This window comes from Macellibacteroides fermentans (assembly GCF_013409575.1).
Lineage (GTDB): Bacteria > Bacteroidota > Bacteroidia > Bacteroidales > Tannerellaceae > Macellibacteroides > Macellibacteroides fermentans.
The window spans coordinates 759,240-778,941 of record NZ_JACCCY010000003.1; the positions used below are offsets into that span (position 1 = coordinate 759,240).

The following is a 19,702-nucleotide window of genomic DNA, read 5'->3' on the forward strand; positions in this document are numbered from 1 at the left end:
AAGCATGGAATTAAAAAGAGTTGTAGTAACAGGTCTTGGAGCTATAACACCGCTTGGCAAGACCCTCACAGAAACATGGGAGGGTCTTGTTAACGGTAAGAGTGGAGCCGGACCTATTACTCATTTTGATGCTTCAAAATTCAAGACACAGTTTGCCTGTGAAGTAAAGAATTTTGATCCCACCCAGTATTTCGACCGTAAAGAAGCCCGCAAGCTTGATCGTTATGCCCAATTTGCGTTAATCGCTGCCGATGAAGCAATTGCTGATTCAGGCATGGAGATAGAAAAACTTGATTTGAACAAAGTCGGTGTTATTTTCTCTTCAGGTATTGGAGGCATAACTACTTTTCAAGAAGAGGTTGAGAATTACGATGCTGAACGTGGTCCGCGTTTTAATCCTTTTTTCATTCCGAAAATGATTGCAGACATCGCGTCTGGTCATATTTCGATGAAATACGGATTTAGAGGGCCTAACTTTGCGGTTGTCTCTGCTTGTGCTTCTTCAACCAATGCAATTGCAGATGCTTTTAATTACATCCGGTTAGGAAAGGCTAATGCCATTGTAACCGGAGGTGCAGAAGCTTCCATTACAAGTGCAGGGGTTGGTGGATTTTCATCCATGAATGCAATCTCTACCAGAAACGATTCTCCAGAAACCGCTTCGCGTCCTTTTAGTGCAAGCCGAGATGGATTTGTTATGGGAGAAGGTGCCGCGTGTTTGGTATTGGAAGAAATGGAGCATGCCCTTGCAAGAGGAGCTAAAATCTACTGTGAAGTTGCTGGTACAGGAATGTCTGCGGATGCATATCATCTTACAGCGACTCATCCTGACGGTCTAGGTGCTAAGTTGGTGATGCGTAATGCATTGGAAGATGCTGAAATGAACCCGGAAGACATTGACTATATCAATGTTCATGGAACTTCTACTCCTGTTGGAGATATTTCTGAAGTTAAAGCTATTAAGGAAGTTTTTGGCGAACATGCTAAAAAACTAAATATAAGTTCTACCAAGTCAATGACCGGACATCTTTTAGGTGCAACTGGTGCTTTGGAAGCAGCAGCTTGTATCCTGGCTATAAAAGAAGGCATTGTTCCTCCTACAATTAATTTTGCAGAGGGAGATGAAGATCCGGAAATAGATTACACATTGAACTATACGTTCAACAAAGCACAGAAAAGAGAAATCAATGCAGCACTTTCCAACACTTTCGGTTTTGGAGGTCACAATGCGAGCATGATTGTTAAAAAATTTGTGAAATAACGTGTTGAAAGCATTATACAAAAAAATAAGGCTCCTCCTGTGTAAAAACAAGGAGCCTTATTCTTCTTTATATAAGATACTTGGTTTTTACCCCGATAAACCTGACCTTTACCAACAGGCTTTTATCCACAAATCTGCTATTGCAGAAGGTATCATTGAACAACCTTGGAGGAACAACGAACGGTTGGAATTCCTTGGTGATGCCATTCTCAGCTCCGTAATAGCCGATATTCTTTACATCAAATTTCAAAATAAGCGCGAAGGTTTTCTTACCAATACCCGTTCCAAGATCGTTCAACGTGAAACGCTGAACCGTGTGGCTATGGAATTAGGCCTCGATAAACACATTGTTTGTGCCAAAAAGATGCACACACATGGAAATGATATTTATGGAAATGTACTGGAAGCTTTGATTGGAGCCATCTATTTGGATCAGGGCTATAAAGTATGTCATAAGTTTGTTTCTACCGTAATTATTGGTAAATATATCAATATTGATAAACTTGCCCGTAAAGAGGTTAACTTCAAATCGGCTTTAATTGAATGGAGTCAGAAAACGAAGTTGGATATTTCTTTCAATCTTGTAGAATCTTTTACAGACGAGGAAAGTAATCCTATTTTCCAGTACGCTGTTATGTTGGGAGAAACACAGTTAGGAATCGGAATAGGCTTTTCAAAAAAAGAGGCTCAGCAAAATGCTTCAAAAATGGCTATAAAGAAGATTCGCAAAGATCCTGCAACACAAGAGATCATCGCAAACTTGAAAAAATCATCCGACCCTGATACAACCGTCTCAGACGAAGCCAATGGCAAAGAACAACAACCTGAAACAGTTGATTCTACCAAAAAAATGGATGATCAGCAGTTGGAGAAACTGCTTTCCGAAGAATAACCAGCCCCGTTCTTATCCGGAACGAATAAACGTCATTTTAATCTGTCATCTGTCATGAAACAGCTCAGATCCCTTTCCAGATAAGGGTTCTTGGAATGATAGATGGCTTGTGACAGATTCAATGTATCTGTCATCTGCCATCAATGGAATCAGGGCCCTTATATGTCCAAAACGGTTTCTCCTCTGCAACCTTTGTTATGACGGACTTCGAGATGGTGTCCATTATTTCAGTATCATGATTGTTGATCCGTCTACGTTTTCAGTTTAATCCGTCAGAAAGTGATTGCTGTTAAGTTTAGTAGTAATTGCAAAGGTTAAGGAAACTAATCACAACACATAAGGTAAGTATTCGTTTGACAGCTGTTAAACGCAAAGTCAACAGCTGGATACCTTGCGTTTAACAGCTGTTGAATGCAAAGTGTCCATTTGTTAAACAAATACTTCCCTTAAGGCAAAGATCTAAAAGTCTTCGAATAATAATTAGTTTACTTACTGTTCGTGAATAGAATTGCTTGTTAATGACCAAAATTTATCCCCATCCGTAATCCCTGTACAATCAGTTCGTGCTCTTTGGTAACCAGTTTAAGTTTTCCGGCAACATCGCTTAGCGGAGTTGAAGTTACGTTATTCCCGCACATACAAACCATCCGGCCAAATTCTCCTTTAGAGATTAATTCCGTTGCATGGCCCCCTAGCCGGGTAGCCAGGTTGCGGTCGTAGGGAGAGGGGTTACCTCCGCGTTGAATGTATCCTAATACCGTTTCACGAGTTTCGATACCAGTTGTTTCTTCAATCGCTCTTGTAATATAGTCGGCAGGCCTTGTCTTACCGGGCGAAGAGACACCTTCGGCAACGACAACAATAGAATAGGGCTTTCCACGATGTGCACGATCCAGAATTACTTCATTCACCTTGCGAATATCGTAACCAAGCTCCGGCAGTAAAATTACGTCGGCCCCTCCTGCCATACCTGCATACAATGCAATCCACCCCGCATGATGTCCCATCACTTCTACAACCATCACACGTTTATGCGAACTGGCTGTGCTATGTAATCTGTCTATGGCTTCGGTGGCAATGTTTACTGCCGTATCAAATCCAAAGGTTATATCTGTACCCCATATATCGTTGTCGATCGTTTTAGGAACACCGATAATATTAAGTCCTAGTTGAGAAAGAAGATTCGCCGTTTTCTGAGTTCCGTTTCCCCCGATACAAACCAGGCAGTCCAGGCCGAGGGACTCGTAGTTTTCCTTTATGATATGAGGTTTCTCTGAATCTCCGGATGCCAATAACTTGCGGAAAGGTTTCTCGCGGGAAGTGCCCAGAATGGTCCCCCCCAGGTTGAGTATACCGGAAAGACTACGTTCATTAAAAACTTCGATATCTTTATTGAGTAATCCTACAAATCCACTGTGAATGCCAATCACCTCCATACCATAATGCATTAAGGCCGTTTTCCCCACTCCACGAATGGTTGCGTTGATACCGGGGCAGTCTCCTCCGGAAGAAAGTATCCCTATTTTCATTGTTTTACTCATTTAAGTACTTAGCAAAGGTATAAATAAAAAGAGAATACTTAAATTTGCAAAGAACACAATATGAAAAAGCATGGATTTTTTAACTAAAGCGGTTTTACCCTTCTTTCGTTACAGATTAAAACAGATCGAATCGCACGTAATGTGCGCCGATGCTGTACAGCAAAGACAGCTATCTAATCTTATTGAGAGCGCCAGGAATACAGAGTGGGGTAAAAAATACGATTATAAAAGTATCCGTACCTACGAAACATTTCAACAGCGTATACCGATACAACAATATGATGATATTAAGCCTTATGTAGAAAGAATGCTTCAGGGAGAACAGGGACTTATCTGGCCAACTGCTGTAAAGTGGTTTGCCAAATCGAGCGGCACCACCAACGATAAAAGTAAATTCCTCCCGGTGTCGAAAGAAATTTTATGGAAATGTCATTATAAAGGCGGTTTCGATGCTGTAGCTCTATATCTAGGAAACAATCCATCCAGTAATTTTTTCAGCAGAAAAGGGTTGATCCTTGGCGGCAGTCACAAACCTGTCGCGTTGAACCAGCATGCCCATTGCGGCGACCTTTCGGCTGTTCTCCTGCAGCAGTTAAATCCGTTGGTGAATTTGGTGAGGGTACCCCCCAAGCGGATTATCCTTATGGACGAATGGGAAAGTAAAATTAAAGCGATCGTAGACTATACCTGGAACAAGGATGTAAATAGCATTTCCGGAGTACCTTCCTGGATGTTGGTGCTCATTAAGGCAATCTTGGAACGTACCGGAGCTGAAACCCTTTCCGACGTATGGCCTAACTTGGAGGTTTTTTTTCATGGAGGAATCAGTTTCAGTCCCTATCGCGCTCAATACAAAGCATTAATCCCTTCGGATAAGATGCATTATGTGGAGACCTACAATGCGTCTGAGGGATTTTTCGGCATACAGGGAGACTTGTCCGATCCGGCCATGTTGCTCACATTAGACTATGGTATTTTCTACGAATTTATACCGATGAGCGAGATCGAAAAGGAAAATCCTACGGTTATACCACTAGAGGATGTACAAACAGATACAAACTATGCCCTGATAATTACTACCTGTGGTGGTTTATGGAGGTATATGATTGGAGACACGATTCGTTTTACATCCCGGAATCCTTATAAATTCATTATTACAGGCCGTACGAAGCATTTTATCAATGCATTTGGCGAAGAATTGATGGTTGATAATGCCGACAAAGGCTTAGCCAGAGCCTGCGAACTTACGGGGGCCAAAGTAAAAGAATATACAGCCGCACCGTTATTTATGCTTAATGCTGGTCACGGTAGGCATCAATGGTTTATCGAATTTGAGCATGCACCGGAATCCCTGGATGAATTTACAAAAATACTGGATGATACCCTTCAGAAACTGAATTCGGACTATGAAGCGAAGCGTTACAGAGGGATGTCTTTGCTATCTCCCGAGATTATTCAGGCGCGTGAGGGTGTATTTTATGAATGGTTGAAAGAAAAAGGGAAATTGGGTGGACAGCATAAAATACCCCGGCTCAGCAATCAAAGAACCTATATTGAGGAGCTTCTGGAATTAAATAGATAAGTATTCGCCACTAGAACCGGTACGAAAGATAAAAACCGCCCCCTTCTCTCTGAATAGAGGGGGCTAGAAACAGGTTGTTTGCCGTTTTATTCCCGCTCTTCCGGATTATGAGGTTCTTTATTGGGAAGTAGATTAAGTAAGATAATTCGACAGACAAGATACCGATTCCTGCACCTGCAGCCACATCGGCCAACCAATGACGGTTATTGTATACCCTCGATGCAGCTACAAATCCCGCAATGGCATAACCGGAATAGGCCAATACCGGAGAGCTGTCTTTAAATTCTTTATAAGCCATATGTGCACCCAGAAATGCATTTGCTGTATGGCCGGAGGGGAAAGAGTAGGGCCGTCCGTCGGGGCGGGTTGTTTCAATGTTGTTTTTTAAGCCGTGAACAGCTGCTGCGTTTATTCCCTCTGCCATTGCAAGCAAAACAAATTGATCTGCCAGGCTATGTTTTTCCTTACCTACTATATCACACATAAATACCCAACCCAACATTCCCCATTCAAGATAATCATCTATGCGAATTTGAGAAACGGAATCTTTCCTGGAGATTAAATGAAAATCGCGCATTCCGTCTACAGAAGAGCCAAAAGCACCAACCGCAATCAGAGTTGCAGGTAAAACAAACTGCTTTAGGGGAACTTTACTATACTTTGTTTTTGTAACGGGCAATGAATCTTTGAGGGATAAAGAATCAGCCTTTAGATTCTTTTCATACACTTGCCCATGTGTTGTTGAAACAATGCATAATGTAATACAAAGTAATATGATAATGAATCGATTCGTTCGATGTCTGTATATACCGGCCAATGAATTTATTTTTAAAAGTTTTTACAAAGAAACAAAATCCCATTAACTGATACAATTTCAAAAGGTAAATAAATATTTAAACTATCTTTGGCAATACTTTTACGCCTTGTTATTGAAAGGCTGTTTGATATTAATTTAATATAGAAAGAAAGATGACGAAAACAAAATACAATACTGAGACTACCAATTGGAACGACAGTTATTTACTAGGTATACCGATGATAGATAATCAGCATAAAAAATTTTTTGTAATATTAGATAACCTGGTGACTCTTAATCAAAAGCAGGAAAAATCTGAGATGCATTCTTTAATCAATGAACTTCAAAACTATGTTATCTACCATTTCAAGACAGAAGAAGATCTTATGGTGAAATCTCAGTCACCCAATATTGACTTACATGTCATGGAGCATGAGCTGTTCAGGAAGAAAGTGGAAGAGTTCCATCATAGTTATTATAATAACAATGAGGAACTCCTGAATGAAATGATCTCGTTTATGAGAAAATGGTTGATCATCCATATCAGTGGAACCGATGCTGAATACGCCGATAGCATTAAGAATACCCTGGGTATGCAATAACCGGATCTTTTAGAAATCAATCATAATACCAATGCTGGGCAACAACGTGCCTGATGTTCTTTTTACCGGTTTAAGTTCATAACGTTGTTGGGAAATCGGAGCTTCCGGATTCATTATTTTCCCGGTCTTGATATATACGTCCGGCTGATTATAGGTGCTGTTCAAGGCATTTTGGATATCAAGGTATAAACCCAGCATCCATTTCTTGAACGAATACGATTTATCAATACGGATGTCAAGCTGTGTAAACGACTTGAGTCGCCCGCTATTAAAGCGGCTGTAGTCGTAATACAGGTTGCCTTTGGCATCCCAGGCTTCAACTAAGCTGCTTTTTTCCAGATCGTAAGGGGTATAGGGTGCCCCGCCTACATAGCGGAACTTGGCACCTACATCCCAGTTTCGAGGCAGCGAATAGGTTCCGCTGAATGTAAACAGATGCTTATTATCCCAGCTGGAAGGAAGGTATCTGTTCGTATTCCGCCCGTCCTTAAACTCACTGCGAACCAATGTATAGGAGGCAATAAAAGTCAACCCTTTGTAATTATACCAGCGTCCCATCAGTTCAAGACCATAGGCTCTTCCCGTGGCGATAGATTGAACCGCTTCATTTCCCAATACACCATAGTCGGCTCCTTTGGATGCCAGCGGAATAGAGTCTGTAAGCGACATCGGGTAACGATCGTAATGCTTATAAAAGCCTTCTGCTGTAAATTTAAGGTACGATTTTGGTCTGAACTCCAAGCCAATGCCGGCCTGGTCGCTTCTTATATATTGCAGTCCGTTCACTTTATTGATGTACTCTCCCTGATTATTTTTGAATCCCATAGAGGTATAGGCAGGCAGTTCAAAAAAACGGCCTATGTTTCCATTCACGTAAAAATCTTTGTAAAACCGATAGGATAGGGATAAGCGGGGCGACAGCTGATCAACCATATTATTCATTTGGGCACTGTAGTTGTTTGCGTCTGTACGCAATCCTAGCGAAGCCGTAAACCGTTCGTTGTAACTTTCGTACGTTGCGGTTGCAAACAACCCCCACTTCGTCAGCCCCAGCGAAGTATTGTATTCCTGAATAAATGGCCGGTCGGTAAATATTTTCTGATACGACTCATTGGTGTATTTTATATATTCAACATTACCGCCTACAGCAAGTTGTACATAGGGCAACCGAAAGAGATTCTCCGAACGTAATTTGAACTCGGATTCTCCCGAGTTATAGTCTAAAGACAGCCTTTCCGGTTCTTCAATATTGTCTTTATATTTTAAATTCTTATTATTCATGTAGCTGCTGCTGGCAATGAGCGAATACATGTTATGCCCGGCAAAATGTTTGTATACAGCACCCAGGGTGTATGTCTTTTGTTTTACAACGGGTAGGTATTCAAGAATATATTTGTTTTCGTCAGACATATCCTTCATCCCTGTATTCAATTTCATGTCATCTAACGCCCCCAGTCCGATAAAGGAGATTTCGTTTTGTTTATCTATCTGATGCTTAATCTTAAACTGAGCATCTGTGTACGTAGGAAGAAACGGTAGTCCGATCGCCTTAAACAGAAATTGCAGATACGAACGTCTAACGGAAACAAGATAGGTGGTTTTTTTCCCTAAAGGACCGTTGGACGAAAAAGCTACTTCGGAAGCTCCAACCACAGCCCTTGCGGATGATTTTTCCTGATTGCCGTCCTGCAATTTAAAATCGAGAACCGAGCTTAGCGCATTCCCGCGAGCAGCGGGAAAGGCCGCTGCATAAAAGTTGACCTCCCTGATAAAATCGGGGTTGATTATCCCAACCGGTCCGCCCGATGCTCCCTGAGTAGAGAAGTGATTTATATTCGGTATCTCCACCCCGTCGAGAAAAAAACGGTTCTCAGAAGGACCTCCTCCGCGAACAATGATGTCATTACGAAAAGCAGCTGTCGACGCCACTCCGGGAAAAGATTGAACCACCCTTGAAATATCCCGGTTTCCTCCGGCACTCTTTTCAATCTCCTTAAATCCTATCACTCGCAATCCAAGAGGACTCTCGGCTGTTTTTCTAAAGGGGGTAGCCACGACGTTGACCTCTTGCAGATTCTGACTCGATTCTTCCATTTCGATGCCCACAAAGACATCCGATTTTACTACGCGGAATTCGGCCGTTACAAAAGGCTTATATCCGATAAACGAGGCCTGAAGCCGGTAACTTCCCGGCGAAACTCCCTGTATGGTAAAGGATCCGTCTTCAGCGGTGACCGATCCATTTAATGAATTCCAGATAATTACGTTCACAAAAGGCAATGGTTCTCCGCTAAGATTATCTTTTATAACACCCTTGATCGAATACGTTTGCTGCGCCGTTAACTGAACAACGGAAATTAATAAAAACAGGATAAGTAGTGCGTAAGTCCTCAGATTCATGCGCTGATATTTCATAGTTTTATTTTTTGGAATCTATTCAGATCTGTAATATACCTTATGTAACAAAGAAAGATGTACTTTTGTCCAAAGAAACAGAATAATTTTCAATATATCTTGAAAGAAAAGAATACATTTCAGCATTTGAGCCATTCCGTAAACATAGAACCGGTTTCTGACGGGTTGAAAAGGGAGTTGCAGATTACATCAGATGGCAGTCATACGTTGTACATGCCCGATATGGACGAGCATTATCATTCGGTGAACGGAGCTATTCAAGAGTCGGAACATGTATTTATTGAAGCCGGCCTCCACCGGTTACCCAAAAAGGAGGTCAGGGTATTGGAAATTGGGTTCGGAACAGGCCTTAATGCCTTCCTTACGCTTCTGGATAGTAGGCAAGCCGATCGGCATATTACCTATTATTCGATGGAGCTTTATCCGCTGGATATCGTATTGGTCCAAAATCTTAATTACGGAAAAGTGTTGTGTGCCCGGGAAGAAGACCTGTTTATGGCGCTTCATGAAGCGCCCTGGAACCAGTCGGCGTCGATCACGCCCAATTTTACGCTGCATAAAATGAAAGGAGACTGCAACCAGGCAGAGCTTCCCAACGAAATAGACCTTGTATATTTTGATGCTTTCGCTCCGGATAAACAACCCGAAATGTGGAATCAGGAACTATTCAATAAATTGTATTTCCGTATGAATGCGGGAGGTATACTTACAACCTATTGTGCCAAAGGAGCGGTACGCCGTACAATGAAAGAGTCCGGATTTTCTGTTGAAAGAATACCCGGACCCCCTGGGAAGCGTGAAATGCTTCGCGCTACAAAACTGTAATATCTTTAGCTTACAGCAGCGCGTCAATTTTGGCAACAAAAGTTGCTTTAGGCGCTGCTCCAACTTGCTTGTCAACTACTACGCCATCTTTAAAGAAAAGAATTGTAGGAATGTTGCGGATACCGAATTGCGATACTACATCGTCGTTGTTATCCACATCGATCTTGCCAATTATCACTTTACCTTCATATTCTGTAGCCAGTTCGTCAACAATTGGACCAACCATGCGGCAAGGGCCACACCATTCTGCCCAAAAGTCCAGAACCATGGGCTTACCAGAGTTTACCAACTCGTCAAAATTTGCATCTGTAACTTGTAGTGCCATAACTTTATTTTCTTTCGTTTATGTTTGTCTAAGTGGCATCAAAAATACGAATTCTTTACTGCCGGACAAAGTTTCAATTAATTTTAAAATCAACGTTTTCATTTTCCCTAAGGAAATCAACCAGTTCGCGGGTGATACGAAAACGCACGTTTTGAGAAAAAAGATCTAATGATACATTATGTTCTCCGTCCATGACTTTGAAATATAACAAGCTGTTTCCCGGATTGTTCTTAATCAATACAGATAGTTCATTGATCAGGGGCTCATCTAAATCATGGATAGGCAATGTGATACGGATCTTTTCTACCAGTTTATCACTCTCTTTTATGTCCAATGTCTGGATCATACCAATCTTGAAGTCCAACTCATTTTCATTCCACCTGCGGGGTTGAACAGACGCATTAATTAATAGAACAAGGCCATCTTTGCAATATTTACTGAACTCGATATAATCATTTCCGAACAGAGGTATCTCTCCATTTCCGGTAAAATCTTCCAGTTTCAGGATTCCATAAGGTTTTCCCATTTTAGTCATACCCTCTCTGAATCCGGTAACAATTCCTCCCATAAGAATTTCTCTTCCTTTCAGCTCATCCCGGTCGGCCAGTTCGGCAACGCCCGTGTTGCAGACATAGTTGAGCACAATCCAGTATTCGTCTAACGGGTGGGCTGAAAGATAGATTCCTACCAGCTCTTTTTCTTTGTTGAGGCGTTCCAAATCGCTCCATCTGTCCCCCTGAGGGATTTCGGGACGGGCAATGGCTACAAAATCATCTCCGCCGAACAAAGAATTAGTGGCCGTATTCTTATCTACCTGGAATTTATTGCCGTAGCGTACCAATACATCTAAAAATGTTTCGCCTTTACCTGCTTCGGCCACAAACTGTTCGCGCCTGATCTCGGGGAAATTATCAAATGCTCCGGCCATAGCCAATGCTTCGATGTTCTTCTTGTTACAGGCAGAAAGATTTACCCGTTCTACAAAGTCGAAAACACTTTTGAAAGGGCCATTCTTTCGTTCTTCAATGATGTTCTGTACAGCCGACTCTCCCACGCCTTTGATCGCTCCCATTCCAAACCGGATATCGCCATTCGCGTTCACAGAGAATTTGAGCTGAGATTCGTTTACATCCGGACCAAGCACCTGGATTCCCATGGCCTTGCACTCATCCATGAACTTGGTGATTTCGGTGATATTCGAGATATTCCGGCTCAATACCGCCGCCATGTATTCGGATGGATAGTTAGCTTTCAGAAAAGCCGTTTGATAAGCGACCCACGAATAGCAGGTTGCATGACTCTTATTGAAAGCATACGAAGCAAATTTTTCCCAATCCGCCCATATTTTAAGCAGCACATCCTCCTTATGTCCGTTGGATTTTCCACCTTCCAGGAACTTTACCTTCAGGCTGTTCATCTTCTCAATGAGCTTCTTACCCATGGCTTTACGTAACTCATCCGACTGACCACGGGTAAAATTAGCCAGCAAACGGGATAAAAGCATCACCTGTTCCTGATACACGGTAATCCCATAGGTATCCTTCAGGTAACGTTCCATAATTGGAATATCGTAGGTGATAGGTTCGGAACCGTTTTTTCGGGCGATGAAAGAGGGGATATAATCCATGGGCCCCGGTCTGTAAAGGGCATTCATGGCTATCAGATCCTCAAATTTGGTGGGCTGCAGTTCCTTCAGGTATTTCTGCATACCGGCCGACTCAAACTGGAAGGTTCCGGTTGTTTTACCTTTACTGTATAAGTCGTATGTTTTCTCGTCTTCTATGTCGATTGTGTCGATGTCAATACGTTTTCCGGTAGTCAACTGAACATTCTCGATGGCTTCTTTGATAATTGAGAGGGTCTTCAGACCCAAAAAGTCCATCTTAATCAGTCCCGTGTCTTCAATTACAGATCCTTCGTATTGGGTTACGAGCATCTCTTCGCCCGTATCCTTATCTTTTGCGGTACTTACAGGCACAACATCGGAGATGTCATATTTACCTATAATAATACCACAGGCATGTACTCCGGTATTACGCACGTTACCCTCCAGCATCTGTGCATATTTGAGGGTGTCGCGCATGGCCGGATCCGACGAGCGGGCTGCCTCCTTCAGTTCCGGAACATATTCGATGGCATCCTTTAATTTGAATTTCTTCATGTCCGGAATCTTGTCGGGCACTAATTTGGCCAACCGGTTGGATTCGCTTAAAGGCAGTTTCTGCACACGAGCCACATCCTTAATGGCCGACTTGGTAGCCATCGTTCCATAGGTGATGATGTGCGCCACCCTGTCTTTCCCATATTTATCTGTAACCCAGCGTAAAACCTCTCCACGTCCGTCATCATCAAAATCCACATCGATATCGGGCATTGAGATACGGTCCGGATTCAGGAAACGCTCAAAAAGCAAGTCATATTTAATCGGGTCGATATCCGTAATTCCCAAACAATAGGCAACAGCCGATCCGGCAGCCGATCCACGACCCGGACCAACGGCTACGCCCATCTTACGTGCCGCAGCAATGAAATCCTGTACGATGAGAAAGTAACCGGGAAATCCCATCCCTTTTATCACACCCAATTCAAAGTCGATACGCTCTCGAACCTCATCATTCAGGTTTTCTCCGTATTTTTTTTCAGCTCCAACGTATGTAAGGTGCCGTAGATAATCATCATCGTCCTGAAATTCGGGAGGAATGGGGAAGTCGGGCATAAGCGCCTTGTGGTCGATGGAATAGAATTCAACTTTATTGGCGATCTCCAACGTATTGTCAAGAGCCTCGGGAATGTCCGCGAAAATCTGATTCATCTGAGCCGTTGTCTTCATCCATTCCTGCTTGGAATAACGCATACGATCCGGATCGTCAAGGTCTTTACCGGTACTCAGGCAAATCAACCGGTCGTGAGCCTCAGCATCTTCTTCGTTGGCAAAGTGCACATCGTTGGTAGCAATAAGTTTTACCCCATGTTTCCTGGCAAGCTCGATCAATACCTTATTTACCTCCTGTTGTTTGGGGAAAGTAGTTTGATCGGCCAACGGATCATGCGTCTCGTGGCGTTGCATCTCCAGGTAATAGTCATCACCAAACAGATTCTTAAACCATTGAATGGATTTATCGGCCTCTTCCAACCGCCCCTTCATGATGTGTTGAGGTATTTCTCCCCCCAGACAGGCAGAGCTTACGATCAAACCTTCATGATATCTTTCCAATAATTCTTTATCAATACGCGGACGGCCGTAAAAACCTTCAGTCCACGATAAAGAAACCATCTTGATCAGGTTTTTATATCCTTGAAAATTCTTGGCAAGAACAATCAGGTGATAGCCGCTTAAATGCTCCTTTCCATCCTTGTCGAACCGATTGGTACGGGCGCAATAACATTCGCAGCCGATGATCGGTTTAAACAAAGAGGCTTTGCATTCTGCAATTTTCTCCGTTAGTTTCGTTATCCGTTCTTCCTCTTCCGGTGTAAGTATCTCTTTATCTTTGAGTATATTCAGCTCCTTCTCGCAATCTTTGAGTGTTCCGGTGAATTTGCTGTTCTTCTTGTTAACTTTATTGAAAAACTCTTTAACACCAAACATATTTCCATGATCGGTGATGGCAATAGCGGGCATTCCATCGTTTTGCGCCTTTTCAATCAGCGAGTCGATAGATGCCTGTCCGTCCAGCATCGAATACTGGGTATGTACATGTAAATGAACAAAAGGTTTCATGTAATATCTAATTTCTTTTGGGAGGATAAAGATAGGAATTTTAAACCGTATGCGACTATCACTGTAATTTTTTTCTGTAGGTAATTAAACCTTATTGTAAAATATACGTCATAATCTCTAATGCTTAAGCAAAAGTATTACTTTTATGACGAATCATTAAAATAGAGAGAAGATGACCAAGAGTGTAAAATGGAGCCTTACAGCGGCTATTGTTGTATTTATTGCAGCGCTTGCTTTTTATCCGGATATAAAAAGAAAATTTCAGGGAAGCAAAGACGAAATTCCCATGTCACCCTCTAAAGGAGGAGGAAGAAACCAAGTACTCAATGTGAATGCAGAAGTGGTAAAATTCCAAACACTTACGGATAAGATAATGAGTACAGGAAGTGTAATCCCTGATGAAGAGGTGAATCTGTCTTTTGAATCATCGGGAAAGATTACGTCCATATACTTTAAAGAAGGCTCCCATGTAAGCAAGGGGACATTGCTCGCAAAGATTAATGATCAGCCGTTACAGGCACAGCTAAAAAAGCTGGTGGCTCAGATTCCGCTTGCAAAAGACCGGGTTTTCCGCCAGCGTACACTGCTTGAAAGAGACGCTGTAAGTCAGGAGGCCTTTGAGCAAGTGCAGACAGAATACGATAAATTGATGGCAGACATCGATTTAGTGAAGGCTAATATTGCCCAGACAGAGCTTAGGGCTCCCTTCGACGGCATTATCGGACTTCGTTCCGTAAGTGAAGGCGCCTTCACTTCTCCCTCCACCGTGATTGCGAAACTAACCAAAATATCTCCCTTAAAGATTGATTTCTCCATCCCGGAACGGTATGCCAGTCAGATTGTAGCCGGAACTCCCATCACTTTCCGAATGGATGGAGCGTTGGAAGATCTTCATGCCAAAGTATATGCTGTGGAATCCAAAGTGAATATGGAAACACGAACATTAAATGTGCGTGCCACCTATCCCAATGTTAGAGAAACGATATTGCCCGGACGGTTTGTCTCGGTCGAAATCAATATGAATGAGATTAAAGACGCACTTGCCATCCCGAGCGAGGCCATCATCCCCGAGATGGGTAAAAATATGGTGTATCTGTATAAGTCGGGAGAGGCCAAACCAACAGAAATAATAACAGGATTACGAACAGAAAGCCGTGTGCAGGTATTGGAAGGTTTACAACCCGGAGATACACTTCTTGTTACGGGAGTTATGCAGCTGCGTACCGGAATGAAGGTTAGTATTGATGCGCTTAATTAAATCTGTAAAATTTCAATCATGAATATATCCGAACTAAGTATAAAAAGACCTGTACTGGCTACAGTAATTGTGCTGGTTATTGTCTTGTTTGGTATGATTGGCTACAATTTTCTGGGTGTACGTGAGTACCCCAGTGTAGACCAGCCCATCATATCTGTGAACGTTTCCTATCCGGGAGCTAATGCCGACGTGATCATGAACCAGATAACGGAGCCGTTGGAGCAGAATATCAACGGTATTCCCGGGATTCGTTCGTTGTCGAGTGTGAGTAGTCAGGGAAGCAGCCGTATTACAGTCGAATTTGAATTGAGTGTCGATATGGAAACGGCCGCTAACGATGTCCGCGACAAGGTTTCGAGAGCTCAGCGTTTCTTACCCCGGGACTGTGACCCCCCAACTGTATCTAAAGCAGATGCCGATGCCAGTCCAATCATGCAGATCGCGGTTCAAAGTAAAACCCGTTCTTTGATGGAACTGAGTGAGATAGCCGATCTTACGGTTAAGGAACGTTTGCAAACCATTCCGAATGTTAGTGCAGTCAATATCTGGGGAGAAAAACGCTATTCCATGCGTTTGTGGCTGGATCCTATTAAAATGGCCGGATATGGTGTTACCCCGATAGATATCAAGAATGCGGTGGACCGCGAGAATGTTGAGCTTCCTTCCGGAAGTATTGAGGGGAATACCATGGAGTTATCCATACGTACCCTGGGCTTGATGCATACGGCCAAGGAGTTCAATGATCTGATTATTAAAGATGACGGTAGTAATATTGTTCGTTTTAGCGATGTAGGTATGGCTGAATTAGCCCCCGAAGATATCCGAAGTCTGTTGAAAAAGAACGGAGAACCCACGGTTATAAATGTATTAATCCCTCAGCCCGGGGCTAATCACATTGAAATTGCTGACGAAGCCTATAGACGTATTGAGCAGCTAAAAAAAGATTTGCCTGAAGATGTAAGTATCGAAATGGTATACGACAATACACGTTTCATTCGTGCCTCCATCTTTGAAGTGGAAGAGACGATTTATGTTGCTTTCTTACTGGTGGTTATCATTATCTTTCTGTTTTTGCGCGACTGGCGTGTTACGTTGGTTCCGGTGGTCGTTATTCCCGTTTCACTTGTGGGTGCCTTTTTTGTAATGTATTTGTCGGGTTTCTCCGTAAACGTACTCACCATGCTGGCCGTTGTATTGTCGGTGGGACTTGTGGTAGATGATGCGATTGTGGTGGCCGAGAATATCTATGTACGTATAGAAAAAGGGATGAAGCCCATTGAGGCCGGTATAGAAGGATCTAAAGAGATTTTCTTTGCTGTTGTATCCACCACTATTACGTTGATTTCGGTATTTCTTCCTATCGTATTTATGGAGGGGATGACGGGGCGTCTTTTCAAGGAGTTTAGTATTGTAATTGCCGGATCGGTGGGTATTTCGTCTATTGTGGCACTGACATTCACGCCGATGCTTGCTACTAAACTGTTAAAACGCCGTGAAAAGAAGAACTTATTTTATCAGAAAACAGAACCTTTTTTTGAAGGATTGAACCATATTTATTCCAACAGTTTGAATTGGGTGCTAAAACATCGTATCTGGTCTTTACCTGTAGTGGCTGTTTTGTTTATTTCGATTGCATTCTTATGGAAAAACATTCCTACGGAGCTTTCGCCCATGGAAGACCGTTCGATGGTGACTGTCAATTTACGCGGACCGGAAGGTGCAACCTTCGAGTTTATAAGAGATTATGCGGATCGGATTGAATTTCTGGCAGATTCTGTAGCTTACGAACGTAAGGCAAATATCGTACGCTCGTGGGGTGGAGGTGGTTTTATCAATATCATTCTGCCGGATATTTCGGATCGTCCACGTACTCAGATGGAAATTGCCGACAACCTGAGTGCTGTTGTGCGCAAAGAGACTAAAGCCCGAAGCTTTGTTCAGCAACAATCCACTTTTGGAGGACGACGTGGAGGTATGCCGATTCAGTATGTATTACAGGCTCCTAACCTGGCCGAATTGCAGGAGGTTTTACCGGCATTTATGGATAAGGTGAATGCCAGTCCTGTATTTGAAATGGCAGACGTAAACCTGAAGTTTACTAAACCGGAGACTCGCATATCCATCAATCGTGATAAGGCTACCTTGCTGGGAGTGAGTACCCGCAATATAGCTCAAACATTACAATATGCCTTGAGTGGTCAGCGTATGGGATATTTTTATCTGAATGGTAAACAATATCAGATCTTAGGAGAAATAAACAGGCAGCAAAGAAATAAACCAGTAGACTTGAAGTCGATTTATGTAAGAAGCGATAAGGGTGAAATGATTCAGCTGGATAATCTGGTTACTATGGAAGAGGATGTTGCTCCACCTCAACTTTACCGGTATAACCGTTTTGTTGCCGCTACGATCTCGTCCGGACTTGCCAAGGGATATACGATTGGCGACGGATTGGATGAAATGGACCGGATTGCATCCGAAACACTTTCGGGAAGCTTCCGCACGGCATTGTCGGGAGAGTCCAAGGAGTTCCGCGAAAGCTCGGACAGCCTTATGTTCGCCATGATACTTGCTCTGCTTATGATCTTTCTTGTTTTGGCGGCGCAGTTTGAAAGTTTCAAGGATCCCTTTATTGTAATGATAACGGTTCCGCTGGCATTGGCGGGGGGACTTCTATTCATGATGTTCAGTGGGGTGACCATGAATATATTCAGTCAGATCGGGATGATCATGTTGATCGGTCTGGTGGCTAAAAACGGTATTCTGATTGTGGAATTTGCAAATCAGCGGCAGGAGTCCGGAATCCCTAAAATGGAGGCTATACAATCTGCTGCCGAACAGCGGTTACGTCCTATTCTGATGACAAGTATCTCGACCATTCTTGGTCTGGTTCCATTGGTTTTTGCTTCCGGCGAAGGTGCCAACAGCCGTATTGCCATGGGTATCTCTGTTGTGGGAGGTATGCTTATCTCCACGCTGCTTACATTGTACATTGTGCCTACCATGTACAGTTATGTCTCAACCAAAAGAAAACACACTACAACTGAACAATGATGAGAAAATATATATTTGCTTCCCTGATAGTCTGTTCCTTTGCAATGAATGGTAAAGGGCAGGAAGTTTTCAGTCTTAAAAAATGCATAGAAACCGGACTTGAAAAGAATTATGCCATCCGCATTGTTAAGAACGAACAACAGCAAAGTGCCAACAATGCCACTCCGGGCAATGCCGGTTATCTGCCCACTCTCGATCTGACAGGCGGCTACAGCGGAGTTAACAACAATACGCGTTCTACTCTTACAGATGGTACTATCGAGAAAAGTAACGGGGTATCCACTGAAACGGCTAATGCAGGCTTAAGTTTGAACTGGACGGTGTTTGATGGTTTCGGTATTCAGGCTACATATACTAAGCTGAAAGAGTTGCAGCTAATGGGGGAATTGAATACGCGTATGACCATCGAAGATTTTGTGGCAAACCTTACCAGCGAATATTACAATTTGATTCGTCAGAAGATACGTTTGAAGAATTTACGCTCGTCGGTCGATCTCTCCAAGGAGCGCCTTCGCATTGTGGCCGAGCGTTATTCGTTGGGTTCCATGTCACGCCTGGATCTGCAGCAGGCGCAGGTCGACTTTAACGCGGATAGTTCTAAGCTACTTACCCAGTTTGAAGCTGTAAACACGTCGAACATCCGGCTGAACGAGTTAATGGCTCTCGAAAATGTAGGAAGTGAAATTCAATTGCAAGATTCGGTTATCTATCCCAATCCATTCTTAGAGGAAGCCGAACTGTGGAAGCTTACATTGGAAGCGAATACATCCTTATTGGCCGCCCAGAAGAACCGGACGCTTTCGGAACTGGATTACAAGAAGGCTAAAAGCCGGAACTATCCCTACGTAAAACTGAACGCCGGTTACGGATACACCGCCAATTGGTACGAAGTTGGGACAACCGACCTGCAGCAACGATTGGGATTAAATTACGGGGTTACCATCGGAATTAACTTGTTTGACGGGTTTAATAAACGACGGGAACAACGCAATGCCAGACTTGAGATTCAGAATAAAGAACTGCGCATGCAGGAACTCGAATTATCTCTTCGGGCCGATCTAAGCAACTTATGGATGGCCTATAAGAACAACCTGGAACTGTGGAAGCTGGAAAAAGAAAACCAGGCTGTGGCGCAAGAGAACTATAGTATTGCCATCGACCGGTATAAATTGGGTGATCTTTCGGGAATAGAACTTCGCGAGGCCCAGAACAGCCTGCTTGAAGCAGAAGAAAGGCAGTCCATAGCCGAATACGCAACAAAATTATGTGAAATATCTCTCCTTCAACTTAGCGGACAAATACTGACATACCTCAATCCTGGTCCCGATAGGGCCAGCAGGTAACTAAAAAAGAGCAATTTAAATTGCTCTTTTTTTATGCGCCAAATTATGTATACCAATTTGTGTAGCGAACAAATGTTCATTATATTT

Annotated in this window: 13 protein-coding genes; 8 read left to right on the forward strand and 5 right to left on the reverse strand. The window is 43.0% G+C overall.

The window, feature by feature from the left end:
- The first annotated feature begins 4 nt into the window (after positions 1-4).
- The gene (gene fabF / locus F5613_RS12460) at positions 5-1,261 is read left to right on the forward strand and encodes a beta-ketoacyl-ACP synthase II (RefSeq protein ID WP_079682214.1); all 1,257 of its coding nucleotides are present in this window, start codon (positions 5-7) and stop codon (positions 1,259-1,261) included.
- Between the two features lies 1 nt (position 1,262).
- Positions 1,263-2,153 (forward strand): ribonuclease III, encoded by an 891-nt coding sequence (gene rnc / locus F5613_RS12465; protein ID WP_179399978.1) that lies wholly within the window; start codon positions 1,263-1,265, stop codon positions 2,151-2,153.
- A gap of 515 nt (positions 2,154-2,668) precedes the next feature.
- On the opposite strand, the gene F5613_RS12470 is transcribed toward rnc, so the two are convergent.
- Positions 2,669-3,682 (reverse strand): ATP-dependent 6-phosphofructokinase, encoded by a 1,014-nt coding sequence (locus F5613_RS12470; protein ID WP_179399979.1) that lies wholly within the window; start codon positions 3,680-3,682, stop codon positions 2,669-2,671.
- A gap of 82 nt (positions 3,683-3,764) precedes the next feature.
- Between F5613_RS12470 and F5613_RS12475 the strand changes: the two genes are divergently transcribed.
- Complete coding sequence (locus F5613_RS12475) at positions 3,765-5,276, forward strand: GH3 auxin-responsive promoter family protein (protein WP_179399980.1); 1,512 nt, start codon at positions 3,765-3,767, stop codon at positions 5,274-5,276.
- 10 nt (positions 5,277-5,286) lie between these two features.
- Here F5613_RS12475 and F5613_RS12480 read toward each other — a convergent pair whose 3' ends face one another.
- Complete coding sequence (locus F5613_RS12480; RefSeq protein ID WP_246303411.1) at positions 5,287-5,955, reverse strand: phosphatase PAP2 family protein; 669 nt, start codon at positions 5,953-5,955, stop codon at positions 5,287-5,289.
- A 290-nt stretch (positions 5,956-6,245) separates the two neighbouring features.
- Here F5613_RS12480 and F5613_RS12485 point away from each other — a divergent pair, with 290 nt between their 5' ends.
- Positions 6,246-6,674 (forward strand): bacteriohemerythrin, encoded by a 429-nt coding sequence (locus F5613_RS12485; RefSeq protein WP_179399981.1) that lies wholly within the window; start codon positions 6,246-6,248, stop codon positions 6,672-6,674.
- A 9-nt stretch (positions 6,675-6,683) separates the two neighbouring features.
- Here the strand turns inward: F5613_RS12485 and F5613_RS12490 are convergent, their stop codons facing one another.
- On the reverse strand, positions 6,684-9,074 hold the full coding sequence (locus tag F5613_RS12490; RefSeq protein WP_179400041.1) for a TonB-dependent receptor: 2,391 nt from the start codon (positions 9,072-9,074) through the stop codon (positions 6,684-6,686).
- Between the two features lie 159 nt (positions 9,075-9,233).
- Here F5613_RS12490 and mnmD point away from each other — a divergent pair, with 159 nt between their 5' ends.
- Entirely contained in the window at positions 9,234-9,914 is a 681-nt protein-coding gene (gene mnmD / locus F5613_RS12495) for a tRNA (5-methylaminomethyl-2-thiouridine)(34)-methyltransferase MnmD (protein WP_317171248.1), read from the forward strand.
- Positions 9,915-9,924: 10 nt separating this feature from the next.
- On the opposite strand, the gene trxA is transcribed toward mnmD, so the two are convergent.
- The gene (gene trxA / locus F5613_RS12500; RefSeq protein WP_068185175.1) at positions 9,925-10,239 is read right to left on the reverse strand and encodes a thioredoxin; all 315 of its coding nucleotides are present in this window, start codon (positions 10,237-10,239) and stop codon (positions 9,925-9,927) included.
- 73 nt (positions 10,240-10,312) lie between these two features.
- Positions 10,313-13,960, reverse strand: a complete 3,648-nt coding sequence (gene dnaE, locus F5613_RS12505; protein WP_179399983.1) for a DNA polymerase III subunit alpha — start codon at positions 13,958-13,960, stop codon at positions 10,313-10,315.
- A 172-nt stretch (positions 13,961-14,132) separates the two neighbouring features.
- On the opposite strand from dnaE, the gene F5613_RS12510 reads away from it, so the two are divergent.
- The 3 genes from F5613_RS12510 to F5613_RS12520 are packed head-to-tail and all read left to right on the forward strand — an operon-like array spanning position 14,133 to position 19,615.
- A complete protein-coding gene (locus F5613_RS12510) occupies positions 14,133-15,218 on the forward strand; it encodes an efflux RND transporter periplasmic adaptor subunit (RefSeq protein WP_179399984.1) in 1,086 nt (361 codons plus the stop codon).
- Positions 15,219-15,236: 18 nt separating this feature from the next.
- A complete protein-coding gene (locus tag F5613_RS12515; RefSeq protein WP_218858924.1) occupies positions 15,237-18,272 on the forward strand; it encodes an efflux RND transporter permease subunit in 3,036 nt (1,011 codons plus the stop codon).
- Complete coding sequence (locus tag F5613_RS12520) at positions 18,272-19,615, forward strand: TolC family protein (RefSeq protein ID WP_079682206.1); 1,344 nt, start codon at positions 18,272-18,274, stop codon at positions 19,613-19,615. The genes F5613_RS12515 and F5613_RS12520 overlap by 1 nt, the downstream gene beginning before the upstream one ends.
- Positions 19,616-19,702: the final 87 nt, after the last annotated feature.

Bases quoted from the DNA above. Each gene is read 5' to 3' on its own strand.
- F5613_RS12515 (WP_218858924.1), top strand. From the start codon at position 15,237: ATGAATATATCCGAACTAAGTATAAAAAGACCTGTACTGGCTACAGTA.
- trxA (WP_068185175.1), bottom strand. From the start codon at position 10,239: ATGGCACTACAAGTTACAGATGCAAATTTTGACGAGTTGGTAAACTCT.
- F5613_RS12470 (WP_179399979.1), bottom strand. From the start codon at position 3,682: ATGAAAATAGGGATACTTTCTTCCGGAGGAGACTGCCCCGGTATCAAC.
- F5613_RS12485 (WP_179399981.1), top strand. From the start codon at position 6,246: ATGACGAAAACAAAATACAATACTGAGACTACCAATTGGAACGACAGT.
- fabF (WP_079682214.1), top strand. From the start codon at position 5: ATGGAATTAAAAAGAGTTGTAGTAACAGGTCTTGGAGCTATAACACCG.
- F5613_RS12475 (WP_179399980.1), top strand. From the start codon at position 3,765: ATGGATTTTTTAACTAAAGCGGTTTTACCCTTCTTTCGTTACAGATTA.
- F5613_RS12520 (WP_079682206.1), top strand. From the start codon at position 18,272: ATGAGAAAATATATATTTGCTTCCCTGATAGTCTGTTCCTTTGCAATG.
- F5613_RS12510 (WP_179399984.1), top strand. From the start codon at position 14,133: ATGACCAAGAGTGTAAAATGGAGCCTTACAGCGGCTATTGTTGTATTT.
- dnaE (WP_179399983.1), bottom strand. From the start codon at position 13,960: ATGAAACCTTTTGTTCATTTACATGTACATACCCAGTATTCGATGCTG.
- F5613_RS12490 (WP_179400041.1), bottom strand. From the start codon at position 9,074: ATGAATCTGAGGACTTACGCACTACTTATCCTGTTTTTATTAATTTCC.